11 protein-coding genes are annotated in these 12788 nt (G+C 75.6%); 5 read left to right on the top strand and 6 right to left on the bottom strand.

Features of this window, described 5'->3' with window-relative positions:
* Nucleotides 1-13: 13 nt before the first annotated feature.
* On the bottom strand, nt 14-784 hold the full coding sequence (locus ABZ934_RS21670; protein ID WP_361315613.1) for a glycerophosphodiester phosphodiesterase family protein: 771 nt from the start codon (nt 782-784) through the stop codon (nt 14-16).
* Between the two features lie 181 nt (nt 785-965).
* Here ABZ934_RS21670 and ABZ934_RS21665 point away from each other — a divergent pair, with 181 nt between their 5' ends.
* Nucleotides 966-2468: a PLP-dependent aminotransferase family protein gene (locus ABZ934_RS21665; RefSeq protein ID WP_361315611.1), complete on the top strand. Its 1503-nt coding sequence runs from the start codon at nt 966-968 to the stop codon at nt 2466-2468.
* Between the two features lie 77 nt (nt 2469-2545).
* On the opposite strand, the gene ABZ934_RS21660 is transcribed toward ABZ934_RS21665, so the two are convergent.
* Complete coding sequence (locus ABZ934_RS21660; RefSeq protein WP_361315608.1) at nt 2546-4285, bottom strand: hypothetical protein; 1740 nt, start codon at nt 4283-4285, stop codon at nt 2546-2548.
* 115 nt (nt 4286-4400) lie between these two features.
* A complete protein-coding gene (locus tag ABZ934_RS21655; RefSeq protein WP_136210723.1) occupies nt 4401-4595 on the bottom strand; it encodes a hypothetical protein in 195 nt (64 codons plus the stop codon).
* A 357-nt stretch (nt 4596-4952) separates the two neighbouring features.
* Here ABZ934_RS21655 and ABZ934_RS21650 point away from each other — a divergent pair, with 357 nt between their 5' ends.
* Nucleotides 4953-5375 (top strand): ankyrin repeat domain-containing protein, encoded by a 423-nt coding sequence (locus ABZ934_RS21650; RefSeq protein ID WP_361315605.1) that lies wholly within the window; start codon nt 4953-4955, stop codon nt 5373-5375.
* 341 nt (nt 5376-5716) lie between these two features.
* Complete coding sequence (locus ABZ934_RS21645) at nt 5717-7114, top strand: HEAT repeat domain-containing protein (RefSeq protein WP_361315603.1); 1398 nt, start codon at nt 5717-5719, stop codon at nt 7112-7114.
* 424 nt (nt 7115-7538) lie between these two features.
* Here the strand turns inward: ABZ934_RS21645 and ABZ934_RS21640 are convergent, their stop codons facing one another.
* From ABZ934_RS21640 to ABZ934_RS21630, 3 genes are read right to left on the bottom strand one after another with little or no spacing between them, the layout of a single operon-like run.
* Nucleotides 7539-8426: a biotin-dependent carboxyltransferase family protein gene (locus tag ABZ934_RS21640; protein WP_361315600.1), complete on the bottom strand. Its 888-nt coding sequence runs from the start codon at nt 8424-8426 to the stop codon at nt 7539-7541.
* Nucleotides 8423-9034: an allophanate hydrolase subunit 1 gene (locus ABZ934_RS21635; protein WP_361315598.1), complete on the bottom strand. Its 612-nt coding sequence runs from the start codon at nt 9032-9034 to the stop codon at nt 8423-8425. Before ABZ934_RS21635 ends, ABZ934_RS21640 begins: the two co-directional genes overlap by 4 nt.
* The gene (locus ABZ934_RS21630) at nt 9031-9810 is read right to left on the bottom strand and encodes a 5-oxoprolinase subunit PxpA (RefSeq protein WP_361315595.1); all 780 of its coding nucleotides are present in this window, start codon (nt 9808-9810) and stop codon (nt 9031-9033) included. The genes ABZ934_RS21635 and ABZ934_RS21630 overlap by 4 nt, the downstream gene beginning before the upstream one ends.
* Before the next feature lie 115 nt (nt 9811-9925).
* Between ABZ934_RS21630 and ABZ934_RS21625 the strand changes: the two genes are divergently transcribed.
* Nucleotides 9926-11464 (top strand): hypothetical protein, encoded by a 1539-nt coding sequence (locus tag ABZ934_RS21625; protein WP_361315592.1) that lies wholly within the window; start codon nt 9926-9928, stop codon nt 11462-11464.
* Between the two features lie 406 nt (nt 11465-11870).
* On the top strand, nt 11871-12773 hold the full coding sequence (locus tag ABZ934_RS21620; protein WP_361315590.1) for a hypothetical protein: 903 nt from the start codon (nt 11871-11873) through the stop codon (nt 12771-12773).
* Nucleotides 12774-12788 lie beyond the last annotated feature (15 nt).

Here is a 12788-nt window from a genome sequence, read left to right as displayed (position 1 = left end):
GCCCGTCGGGCGGTCAGCCCCAGGCTCCGCGACGGTCCAGCACCGTGCGCAAGATGTCGATCCGGTCGGTCATGATGCCATCCACGCCCAGGTCGAGGAGCGCCTCCATGCGTTCGGGTTCGTTCACCGTCCAGACGTGCACCTGGAGCCCGCGCGCGTGCGCGGTCCGTACGAAGCGCCGGTCGACCACCCGCACGCCGGCCTGGGTCTCCGGGACCTGCGCCGCCACCGCGCCCACCCGCAGGGCCGCCGGGATCGCGTACGAGCGCAGCCGCAGCCCCAGCACACCGAGGACCCCGTACGAGGTCGCCAGCCGGGGCCCCGCGATCCGGTGCGCCCGGGCCACCCGGCTCTCAGAGAACGAACCCACGCACACCCGGTCCCACACCCCGGCCCGGGCGATCAGGTTGACCAGCGGGTACAGCGCCGACTCCGCCTTGATGTCGACGTTCCAGCGCGCGTCGGGGAACTCCTCCAGCAGGTCCTCGAAGAGGGACAACGGCTCCGTCCCGGCCACCCGCGCGGCGCCGACCCGCTTCCAGGACAGCTCGGCGATCCGGCCCTTGGTGTCCGTCACCCGGTCCAGGGTGGCGTCGTGGAAGGCGACCAGCTTTCCGTCGGAGGTGGCGTGCACATCGGTCTCGAAGTACCGGTAGCCCGCCCCGGCGGCCCGGCGGAAGGCGGCGGCGGTGTTCTCCAGACCGTCCGCCGCGCCGCCCCGGTGGGCGAAGGGGATGGGGGCGGGGTGGTCGAGGTACGGATGGCGAAGGCGTACGTGCGTCACGGCGGCAGTATGCCCGTTGTGGCCGGTGCGACGTGAGCGGCCGGATGGACCCACGGTGAACGCAGGGGACCCACTGGTCCGAATGGACCGCTCCATGACACCCTGACCCGGCAGGAACGATCCAATACCCGCCCCCGAGCCCGCCCGCCGGGGCCAATTCGACGAAGGTGGACCGGACAGCATGGCTCAGTGGACCTCAGCGGTCGGTGCCGCCCAGCTCGCCCGCCTGATCACCTCGCAGCAGGACCGGCCCTCCGTACCCGGGGCGCGCAAGCCCCCCGCCTACCGCCTTCTGGCCGACGGGATCAGGCTGCTCGTCCTCGAAGGCCGCGTCCCGGTCGCCGCCCGGCTGCCCGCCGAGCGGGAGCTGGCCGTGGCGCTCACCCTCAGCCGCACCACCGTCGCCGCCGCCTACGAGGCCCTGCGCGGCGAGGGTTTCCTCGAATCCCGCCGCGGCGCCGGCAGTTGGACCGCCGTACCCGCCGGGAACCCGCTGCCCGCCCGGGGCCTGGAACCGCTGCCGCCCGAGTCCCTCGGCTCGATGATCGACCTCGGCTGCGCCGCCCTCCCGGCCCCCGAGCCCTGGCTCACCAAGGCCGTCCAGGGCGCCCTGGAGGAACTGCCGCCCTACGCCCACACCCACGGCGACTACCCGGCCGGGCTGCCCGCACTGCGCCGGATGCTCGCCGACCGCTACACCGAGCGCGGCATCCCCACCATGCCCGAGCAGATCATGGTGACCACCGGGGCGATGGGCGCCATCGACGCCATCTGCAGCCTCTTCGCGGGCCGCGGCGAGCGCATCGCCGTCGAGTCCCCCTCTTACGCCAACATCCTCCAGCTCATGCGCGCGGCCGGGGTGCGCCTCGTCCCCGTGGCGATGTCGGTCGGGCTCGGCGGCTGGGACATGGACGTCTGGCGTCAGGTGCTGCGGGACTCCGCGCCGCGCCTCGCCTACGTCGTCGCCGACTTCCACAACCCGACCGGGGCGCTGGCCTCCGACGACCAGCGCCGCGCCATGGTCGAGGCGGCCCGCTCGGCCGGCACCGTCCTGGTCGCCGACGAGACCATGGCCGAACTCCGGCTCGACCCCGGCCTCACCATGCCCCGGCCGGTCTGCTCCTTCGACCCGGCCGGCTCCACGGTGATCACCGTCGGCTCCGCCAGCAAGGCGTTCTGGGCCGGCATGCGCATCGGCTGGGTGCGCGCCGCCCCCGACGTCATCCGCAGCCTGGTCGCGGCGCGCGCCTACGCCGACCTCGGCACCCCGGTACTGGAGCAGCTCGCGGTGAACTGGCTGATGCGTACCGGCGGCTGGGAGGAGGCCGTCGAGATCCGCCGCGTCCAGGCCAGGGGCAACCGGGACGCATTGGTCACGGCGGTGCGCCGGGAGCTGCCGGACTGGGAGTTCGAGGTGCCGCTGGGCGGTCTCACGCTGTGGGCCCGTGCGGGCGGACTGTCCGGTTCCCGCCTGGCCGAGGTGGGGGAACGTGTCGGCGTACGGGTCCCCTCGGGCCCCCGGTTCGGCGTGGACGGCGCGTTCGAGGGGTACGTCCGGCTGCCGTTCACCGTGGGAGGCCCGGTCGCCGAGGAAGCCGCCGCCCGGTTGGCGGCGGCGGCCCGGCTGGTCGGTACCGGCGCGGGGGGCAGCGGTGCGGAGCCGCCGCGCACGTTCGTGGCGTAGAACCGGCATGGACCGGGAGGCGGCGGGGGCGGCGGGGGCGGCGGATTCGGGGTGGGGCGGCTTCAAGGCAGTCGGGCTCAGGGCCCCACGGGCCAGGGGCCGCGGGCCTTGGGCGCCTCCGCCGCGACCTCCCGTACCTCCCTTGTCTCGCGCGTCTCCCGCGTCTCCTCCGCCCGCGACTCCGCGTCCCCGATCCCGACCTCCCGGGCGTCGATCGAGGGGGCCTGCGCCTGGGCCGGCGGCTGGACGATGCGCAGCGGCGGCGCCTGGGTGACGGGCTCCGGAGCCGCCGGCCCGGGCGTGCGCCGCGCCGTCCGCTCCGGCAGCAGCTCCGTCACCGCCTGGCGGTGCGCCGGATGCGCGGCGTCGTCGTACGGGTCCGGCGTGGCCGGCACCTGGAGCCGGTGGACGGGACCCGCCCCGAGCCGGGCGTACCCGCGCCCCGGCGGCGCCTGCGGCGTCGGGGTCGTGTGCGGGGGCGCTCCCAGCACCTCGGCGATCTGCCGGCTCCCGGCCGGCCCGAGCACGACCCGGGCCCGGGTGTGCTGCCAGACGGCGTCGCCCAGCAGCTCCAACTGCTCGAACTGCTCGGCCACCACCACCGTGACGTGCGCGGCACGCCCGTGCCGCAGCGGCACCTGGAGCCGCTCCAACGGATCCGGGCCGCCCTCGGCGGCGGCCAGGTGCGCGAGCACGCCGGGCCGGTCGAGCAGGACCCACAGCGGGCGACGGGTGTCCTCGGGCATGGCGCCGCCGGTCTCCCGGGCCCGATGGGCGGCGAGCAGCCGGCGCTCGGTCTCCCGCGCCGCCCACTCCAGCGTGGCCTGGGCCCCGCCGGGACCGCACTCGACCGCGAGCACCCCCGCCCGGCCGGTGAGGCAGGCGTACTCGCCGCTGCCCCCGCCCTCGACGATCAGCACCTCGCCGCCGTGCCGCAGGGCCTGTAGGGCGATCGAGCGCAGGAGGGTGGAGGTGCCGCTGCCCGGCTGGCCCACCGCCAGCAGGTGCGGCTCGGTGGAACGGGGGCCGGTCCGCCAGATCACCGGGGGCACGTCACGCGGCTCGTCGCCCTCCAGGACGGGCAGGGTGCGCTGCACGCCGCCCGCGTCGGTGAACCCGAGGACCGTCTCCCCGGGGGCGGTGACGAACGGCTGGGCGGCGATGCCGGTCGACAGCGGCGCCAGGACCCGCAGGTCGAGCTGGTTTCCCTCCTCGTCCCAGTCGAAGAGGTACTCCCGTCCGCGCCCGGACTTGGCGTGCAGCAGCGCCTCGATCCGCGCCCGGGCGGCGGGCTCGCCGTCGGTGAAGTAGGCCGGGTAGCGGATGCCGAGCCGGGTGATGCGGCCCGACGCGTCGAACGCGGGGTCGCTGAACGCCTGATCCCAGCTTCCGCCGTGGGCGAACAAGGGGCTCGGGTCCTCGGGGACGGAGAAGTAGGGCACCAGTGCCTCGTAGAGCGAGCCGAGGCGTTCGGTCTCGGCGTCGCTGGGACCGGTCTTCACGGGGGTGCGCGGCCGCCCGTGCCAGGCCGCCGTCGCCATCAGGGTGATCAGGCCGAGGAGCGGGCCGTAGGGCACGAGCGCCAGGACGAGGATGACGGCGGCCGCCAGGAACAGCGCGGGGCCGCGCTTGTCCTTGGGGGTGTCGGCCCACTTGCGCCGCCCCGCGGAAGCCAGGACGCGCAGGCCGCGGCCGATGACGAGCAGCGGATGGAGGACGTCCGTGGCGCTGTCGGCGGCCGTGCGGGCGAGGTCGCGGCCCCGGGCCGGCCACGGGGTGCCGCCGGTGAGGATGCGGGGGAGTGGGCGCCGGGCCACGGGCGTCTCCTGGAGTTGTGGTGTGGCGGGACGGTGCGTGCGGGGGCGGTGCGGGGCGGGCCGGTGGCCCGTCAGGCCGGCCGGCCCGGGCCGGCCTGAACGGCGTACGGCGGTCTCAGAGCTTGATCCCGCCCAACAGGCTCGCGAGGCTCGCCGTGCTCGCCGTGATGCTGGGGGCGATGGCGGAGCCGGCGAGGAAGAAGCCGAACAGCGAACACACGAACGCGTGGGTCAGCTTCATCCCGTCCTTCTTGAAGAAGAGGAAGGCGATGATGCCGAGCAGAACGACGCCTGAGATGGACAAGACCATGACGACTTCTCCTGGTGGGTGGGGACGTGGGACGGTCACCATCAGTTCTTCCAGGCTCACAGAAAGTATCAATGCGACAAAAGGTGCATACGGGTGAATCCTGCTCACTTTCACTTGACCGGCCGCGCCCGGCTGGCGCGTCCGCCGCGGAACGGTCAGGGCGGTGGGTGGAGGTGGCGGGCGGGTGGGGGTCGAACCGGGTCGAGGGCGATCCTTGCCTCGGACCCTTCCCGTCATGTGCCGACCCGGGCGCTACCCTGGCGATTCACCCGTACGGACGCGGTCCCGTACGCACCCCTGCCCTCCCGGCCTGGGGAAACTCTTGCCGACGACAGTGAGTGAAAGGCGGTACGAACGATGAGCGAGCACACCCAGGACGGCGCGGGATCGCAGGGCGTCCCCGACGAGGACGTCATCGAGCTGGCCACCAAGATCTTCGACCTCGCCCGGCAGGGTGAAACCGCCACGCTGGCCGCGTACCTCGACGCCGGGGTCCCGTCGAACCTCACCAACGACCGCGGCGACACCCTCGTCATGCTCGCCGCCTACCACGGCCACGCCGACGCCGTCACCGCCCTGCTGGAGCGCGGCGCCGAAGCCGACCGGGCCAACGACCGGGGCCAGACCCCGCTGGCGGGCGCCGTCTTCAAGGGCGAGGAGGCCGTCATCCGAGCGCTGCTCGCGGGCGGGGCCGACCCGAACGCCGGGACGCCCTCCGCCGTGGACACGGCGCGCATGTTCGCCAAGACCGACCTGCTCGCACTTTTCGGAGCCGAGTAGTCCGTTTCCGGCCGGGACCAGGCGCACTCCGACCGGTCCCCGACCTCACGGGTTGGTCACGGCGGACGTAAATGTGGTCGCGGCGCACAAACCGCCTGGGTCATCATGGCGTCGGATTCGATTCGCGGACATGACGGACGGGCAGGAGCGGGCTGGACACGAACGCCGTTCCCGCCCACCCCCGCCGAACCGGCCGTACTGCACGCGAAGCACCGACGAGAGTGAGAAGGCAATGGTCAACATCGAGCGGAACAAGACGGCGAACGTCCTCACATGCTGTTACGCGGCCCTGTGAATCGAGATTCCCGGTTGCGTCCCCAGCTTGATTTGAGGCCATTCCCATGTTCGAACCAGTCATAGCGCCGAGCGGAACCCTGCTCGGGCTCCTCCAGCGGGGCCGCGGTGACGGCACGCTGCACGCTCTCGCGGCGCCCAGGGCAGAGGCCCTCGCGGCCCTCGACCGGTGCGTCGTCAGCGATCCGCGCCAGGACTGGCAGATCGAGAACCGCTCGCTGTACTACGCCCGCCTCTACCTGGACCTCGACGGACCCCTCGGCGAGATCGAGGCCCACCTCTTCGGCACCGAAGACATCCTCGACGAGGACGAGCACCGGACCGGCCTCGCCCTGTCCGTGCTCGGCCACCTCGCCGCCTACGGCCGCGACGACGCGTTGATGCTGCTGCGCCGCTACGCCGCCCTCGGCGCGAACTGGTCGTGGGCCCTCGACGAACTCGCCCTGCGCGACGACGACGAAGGACTGCGCTCCCTGGGCGGCCCCGTGCTCGACCGCTTCCCCGCGACGCAGGACGGCGAGGCGCGGCTCGCCGCCGCAGTCCGCGACGCCTACGAGCCCCGACCCTGGCGACTGTGGGAGGAGACCCCGACCCACGGGGAACGGCTGCGCGCCGCCCGCACCCAGGGCTCCTTCGACCGCTGGCAGCGCCAGCTCACCCCCAAGGGCCCCCAGCCGGGCTGGGGCGTCCGGGCCGTCTTCGAGTGGGCCGCCGACGGACTGCGTCGCGGCACCCCGCTGCACGTGCCCGCCGCCCGCTGCCTCGCGGCCGTCGCGGCGCCCGAGGACCGCCCCACCGTCCTGGCCGCCGCCGCCGGCGCCCACGGCGAGGCCGCCCGCGCCACGGCCCTGCACCACCTCGTCCTCGCGGAACCGGAGAACCCGGCCGTGCTGGACCTCATCGAAGCCGCGGGCGATGAACCCGCCGTCGCCGCCTACGAGCGGATGTGCGGCCCCGCCGCCGTCGAGCGGGCCCGCCTGTGGGTGCACCGCCCCGACGCCCTGGGAGCCGCCGCCGGCGCCCTCCTCGCCGCCCGCGGCGGAGCCGAGGACGCCCGGTACGTCCTCGGCGCCCTGCGCTCCACCGTCCGGGGCCACGGCCCCGACACTCCGCGCCTGTTCGCCCTCGTCGACGGGGCGGGCCGACTGGCCATCGCCTGCGCGGCGCCGGTACTGCGCCACATCTACCGCGAAACCGCCTCTTCCCACCTGCGCGGGCGCGTCGCCCGGGCCCTGGCCGGCACGGACGCGTCCTTCGCCGCGGGCTTCGCGGTCGAATGTCTCTGGGACTGCGAGGAGACCACCCGCGAGGTCGCTGCCCGCCACGCCGAGACGGCCGATGCCCGGGTGGCCCCCCGCTTGCGCCGCCTGGCAGCCGACCCGGCGGAGGAAGAGGACGTCCAGTCGGCGGTCCGCAGCCGCATCGCCCCGGAGTCGGCGGTGTAGGAACACTTCACCGGGCGCTCCGTCCGAACCGCGCGAGATCGCCCCTGAGCATCGAAGCCGGGCTCCGAGCCTCGGGGCCGCCCGCCCGCCCCGGCCGAGAACCGCCGGGGCGAGAACAGTGGGGCCGAGCCCGGAGCGACGGGGCGGCGGCCCCCGAGCCCGCCGGCCCCCGAGCCCCCAAATGGTCGGGGCCTCAGCCCGCTGTCGGCCGCGCTCGGAGCCCGAAAGACGGGCGCGCCCTGGGCGGGGAACGCCGGCGGCCGCCCCGCAGCCGCCGGGCTCAGGGAGCCTTGAAGAGGGGCGCGGGCCGCGGGGCCGAAGCTGCCGGGGGCCCGAGCCCCGAAGATGGCGCGGTTCCCGGACTCGAAGACCGCCGGGTCCCGCCCGTCCGGAACACCCGGGGGCCGGTCGGGGCGGAGGAGGGCTATGCCGGGACGAAGCGGACCGGTGTGTCCGGGCGGGCTTGGGCCGCCGCGTCCAGGGGGCGGCCGGGGAGGACCACGCCGAGCACCGGGTAGCCGCCCGTGACGGGGTGGTCGGCCAGGAAGAGCACCGGGAGACCGTCCGGCGGGATCTGCACCGCGCCCAGGACCATGCCCTCGCTCGGCAGTTCCCCGCCCCGGCGGCGGGCCAGCGGCGGTCCGCCCTCCGTCCGCAGCCCGATCCGGTTCGACCGGGCCGACACCCGGTAGGGAGAACGCAGCAGCCGCGCCACCGAAGCCGCCTCGAACCAGTCGGCCCGGGGCCCCAGCCGCAGCGGCAGCACCAGCTCCGACGGAGGCCCCGGCATGCCCGGGGCGTCCGCCCCACGGACCGGGTCGGCCCCCGCCGGGCCCACCGGCAGCACCGTCCCGGCCGACAGGACGGCGGGCCCCAGCCCCGACAGCAGGTCCGTCGAGCGACTGCCCAGCACCGGCGGGACGGCGAACCCGCCCCGCACCGCGACGTAGCTCCGCAGCCCCCACTCCGCCCGGCCCACCTCCAGCTCCGCCCCCGCCCCCAGCCGGACCGGCGATCCCCAGGCCGCCGGGCGCCCGCAGACCCGTACCGCGCAGGGCGCGCCGGTGACGGCCACGGTGACCGGGGCCCGCGCGCGCAACGCCACCCCGTCCGACGTGCTCTCCAAGGTGGCGGCCTCCGCCGGGTTGCCCACGAGGCGGTTGGCCAGCGCGTGCGCCCCCGCGTCCAACGCCCCCGACCGGGGCACGCCCAGGTGCGCGAACCCGGGGCGCCCCAGGTCCTGGACCGTGGTCAGCGCCCCCGCCCGCACCACCAGCAGCCCGCTCCCGCTCCCGCTCCCGCTCCCGCTCACGCCCCCGCCTCCTCGAACCGCACCCGTACCCCCGGCGCGAACAGCGCCGCCGGCTCCCGCTCCGGGTCCCACACCACCGCGTCCGTCGAACCGATCAACTGCCAGCCGCCGGGGGAGGAGCGCGGGTAGACCCCCGCGTACTCGCCGGCCAGCGCCAGCGAGCCCGCCGGGACGGACGTACGGGGCGTGGCCCGCCGGGGCAGGTGGAAGCGGGCCGGAAGCCCCGTCAGGTAGCCGAAACCCGGGGCGAAACCGCAGAACGCGACCCGGAAGACGATGCCGCCGACGATCCCCGACACCTCGTCCTCCGCGACGCCCCACAGCGCCGCCACCTCCGCCAGGTCCGGCCCGTCGTACCGCACGGGCACCCGCAGCAGCGGCCCCCCGGACTCCGCCAGGGCGGGCACCTCCCAGCGGGCGATCCGGGCCCCGAGCGCCGCCGGGTCCGCCACCCCGTCCAGCAGCACCGTCCGCGCTGCGGGCACGATGTCCCGTACGCCGCCCAGCTCCGCGCGCCGCCGCAGCAGCTCCGCGTGCAGCGCGACGACCTCCGCCGCGGAGTCCGTCTCCAACAGCAGGGCGCCGGTGCCCACGACGAGCGGCCTCACGCGAACGCCTCCACCCGCACCCCGGCCGCGCCCAGCGCGTCCCGCACCCGCAGCGCGAGGTCCGCGGCGCCCGGGGTGTCCCCGTGCAGGCACAGCGAGCGGGCGCCCACCGGGACCGCCGATCCGTCCGCCGCCGTCACGACGCCCTCGGCGGCCATCGCGACCGCCCGGGCCACCACCGCGTCCGGGTCGTGCACGACCGCCCCCGGTTCACCGCGCGGCACCAGCGTCCCGGCCGCCGTGTACGCCCGGTCGGCGAACGCCTCCCGTACCGCGGGCAGCCCGGCCTCCTCGGCGGCCGCCAGCAGCAGCGAACCCGGCAACCCCAGCACGGGCAGCCCGCCGGGACCGGCCGCGAGCAGCACCCCGGCGACGACGGCGCCCGCCTGGCCCGCGTCGGACACGGTCCGGTTGTAGAGCGCGCCGTGCGGCTTCACGTAGGACACGGCGGAGCCGGCCGCCCGCGCGAACACCTCCAGCGCGCCGATCTGGTACGCCACCTCGTCGGCCAGCTCGCGCGGCGGCACGTCCATCGCCCGCCGCCCGAAACCCGCCAGGTCCCGGTACGAGACCTGCGCCCCGATCCGTACGCCCCGCTCGGCGGCCAGCTCGCACACCCGGCGCATGATGGACGGATCCCCGGCGTGGAAGCCGCAGGCCACGTTGGCACTGGTGACGACCGCCAGCAGCGCCTCGTCGTCCGTCAGCGTCCACCGCCCGAAGCCCTCGCCGAGGTCGGCGTTGAGGTCGATGACGGGTGTGATCGCGGGAGCCATGCGGTGAGGGTAGAACAGCCCCGGTACGGAACGCGCCCGCGCGGGGCGTGCCCGGGAACCGGAACGGGCCGCGCACCGGCCCCGGGGAGGATCCGGCCGAACCGTGCCGTTTGGGATGTTGTCCGTGTCAGCGCCTAGTCTTTCCGTCGTGACTCTCCCTGCCCCGGCGAAGCCCCTTGTGTCCCCGGCGCCGGGCCCGGCCGCCGACGAGGGCCTGGCCCGGCGGCTGCGCGCCCTCGCCTGCACCGCCCCGCTGCACGACCTCGACGTCCGCAAGGCCAATCTGGCCGGCGAGTACGGGGTCTACGCGATGGCGGAGGTCGCGCTGGCCGCGATCGACCTGGTCACCCTCAACATGGACTTCGACACGGGCGCCGACCACGAGCAGATAGTGGCCCGACTGCTGCCGCGCGTCGCCGCCCAGGCCCCGGGCCGGCCCGCCGCAGAGCACGAGCGGGTGGCCCGCTGGGTCCTGGAGAACCTGATCAACGTCGGCAGCGTGGACCGCGGCTTCCGCGCGATCTACGGCACCTTCGGCCCCGACGGCGTCTACGTCCGCAGGGACTACGACTTCAAGCTGATCGAGGAAGTGCCCGGCTACGGCGGCGCGGTCTACCTGCGCACCACCGACGAAGCCGTGAACGTACTCGTCGGCGCCCTGGACACCGACGTCACCAGCGCGCAGATCGCCGCCGAGGTCAAACTGGACGTGCTGATCAGCCGCGGCCGGCTCGCCGACGCCCAACTCGCCGCCGAGCAGGCCCGCTACCGCACGGTCCAGTACGCGGAAACCCTGCGCCGGACGCTGGACGCGACGCGGCGCAACGTGCGGGCCGTGGACTGGCTCGAAGCCGTCCCGGACATGATCGCCGAGGCCCTGGACCACGTCGCCGACCGCTATCGGCACGAGAACGCCATCCTCACCAACATCCGCAAGGCCCGCGACGAGGCCGAGGACCCCGACAACAAGCGGCGCGCGGCCGAGTTGGTCGACATCGTCAAGGACTGCATCCGCCGGCACACCCAGCTCCAGTCGCGACTGCTGGACGCGGGCCCGCTCTTCCGCGCCGAACAGGACCGGCAGGCATTCGCGGCCCCGGCGCCGCGCTCGGGCATCGACCTGTACGGGCAGTTGATCGCCCCGGTGCTGCCGCTGCCGCTGGAGCGGGCCACCCGGGTCACCGACGCGTTCTTCGCCCGGGGCACCGGCCTGCGCACCCCCGTCTCGGTGCGGGTCGCCGACCTGGTGGAGATCCTGCTGACGCCGCCCGTGGAGCGCGAGCACCTGGGCGTGGAGATGCCCGAGCCCGACCTGATCGCCACCCCGGACGACAGCCGGTTCAGCGAGGAGCAGCTCGCCGCGGCCATGGAACTGCTCGATCTTCCGCACGAAGCCCCGCGCCGACTGTCCGGCCTGCTCGCCGAGGCCCGGCGCAGCGACCCCGAACTTCCGTACCTGGTCGCGTTGTTGGCCGTGCACGCGGCGAGCCCGGCGGTGGGCACGGCCTACCGGCAGGGCGAGGAGCGGCTGCTGTTCGCCGTCGACGACGGCACCGAGTTGGACGACCCGGAGTTCGGCGGCGCCGACCTGATCGTCGGCACCGCCCTCCTGGACGCCGCCGCGATGACCGCCGACCGGACGGAGGCGGCATGACCCCCGCCGTCGCCGAGCGAACGGCCCGAGCCAAAACCGCCCCCGCCACCCGGCCGGAGCCCCACCCGGCACACCGCCTCGGGCACGGCCCCGAGGGCCACGCCGGGCCGGCCCGGGAGCATGGCGCCGGCCACACCCGCCCGCAGCCCCACCCCGAGCAGCGTCCCGAGGGCCACGCCGGGCCGGTCGGCGCGGGCGATGCTCGGTACGACCGCGCCCGGCCGCAGCCCTATCCGGAACACCGGCTCGGGCACGGCCGGCAGGGCCACGCCCGGCACCGACCCGCGCGCCGCCGGCCGGAAGCCCCGCGCCGGCGATGCGCACCGGGCCGCCGACCGGACCCGGCCGGGTCGCCCGCCGCGCAGCCTGCCGACCGAACCACCGCACACCACGAAAGGCACCATCCGTGAGCGACCACCACGCCGAAGCCCCCGCGTGGCGCGAGCCCGACGCGCCCGCGGGCCCGGTGCCGGCGCCCGGCGCCGCGGCCGTGACCCCCGCCGACGCCGCCGACGCGGCCCGGCTCGTCGCCTTCGGGCTCCAGCCCAAACTGCTCCCCGCCCGCGACGCCGAGTACGCCGAACTGCTGCGCCGCTACCGCGAGGACCCCGCCTTCGGCCGCCTCGCCGACGCCGTCGCCACCGGCCTCGGCCTCGTCGTGCTGGAGGTCTCGCCCCGCGCCGGCATGGCGGTGGCCGCCGACGAGGACTCCGTCTTCGCCGTCCGGATGGGCGACTACGCGCGCCGCACCGCCGCCGACGGCGGCGACCGCTTCCTGCACGGCCTCGCCCACCTCGCCGTCGCCGCGCTCGCCTTCCCCCGCCCCGAGGACCTCGCCGACGACGGCTACATCGGCCGCATCACCGTCAATGGCGTCGACTCCTTCGTCCGGCAGACCTGCCGCCGCCTGGAGGAGCGCGCCGAGGAACTCGGCGAGAACACCGACCCGGCCTCCGACGCCCCCGGCCTGGAGGCCGCCTGGCGCGTCTACGCCCGCCGCAGCGCGACCGGCGCCACCAAGGACGCCCGCCGGCTGGCCGGCTCCACCACCGGCATCGTCGGCAAGGCCGCCGCCTTCCTCACCGAATCCGGTTTCCTCCAGCGCACCGGCGACGACTCCGGCGGCACCTACCGCACCACCCCCCGCTACCAGCTCCAGGTCCGCGACATGGCGGGCAGCGCGGCCATGGCCGAACTCCTGGAACTCGGCGTGGTCCCCGTCAGCGACGGCTCCGCCACCCTGCTGCCGCCGCCCGAGGGCGACGACCTGGAGCTCGCCGCCGACGCCGGCCTGCCCTTCCACGCCTAGGGAACACCCGACCCC

The organism is Streptomyces sp. NPDC046557 (assembly GCF_040645975.1).
Lineage (GTDB): Bacteria > Actinomycetota > Actinomycetes > Streptomycetales > Streptomycetaceae > Streptomyces.
The sequence above is the reverse complement of the archived record's forward strand: the minus strand, read 5'-3'. Positions and strand labels throughout refer to the sequence as shown.

Coding starts and splice junctions, on each gene's coding strand:
- ABZ934_RS21630 (WP_361315595.1), bottom strand. CDS start 9,810: ATGGCTCCCGCGATCACACCCGTCATCGACCTCAACGCCGACCTCGGC.
- ABZ934_RS21625 (WP_361315592.1), top strand. CDS start 9,926: ATGTTGTCCGTGTCAGCGCCTAGTCTTTCCGTCGTGACTCTCCCTGCC.
- ABZ934_RS21665 (WP_361315611.1), top strand. CDS start 966: ATGGCTCAGTGGACCTCAGCGGTCGGTGCCGCCCAGCTCGCCCGCCTG.
- ABZ934_RS21655 (WP_136210723.1), bottom strand. CDS start 4,595: ATGGTCTTGTCCATCTCAGGCGTCGTTCTGCTCGGCATCATCGCCTTC.
- ABZ934_RS21650 (WP_361315605.1), top strand. CDS start 4,953: ATGAGCGAGCACACCCAGGACGGCGCGGGATCGCAGGGCGTCCCCGAC.
- ABZ934_RS21645 (WP_361315603.1), top strand. CDS start 5,717: ATGTTCGAACCAGTCATAGCGCCGAGCGGAACCCTGCTCGGGCTCCTC.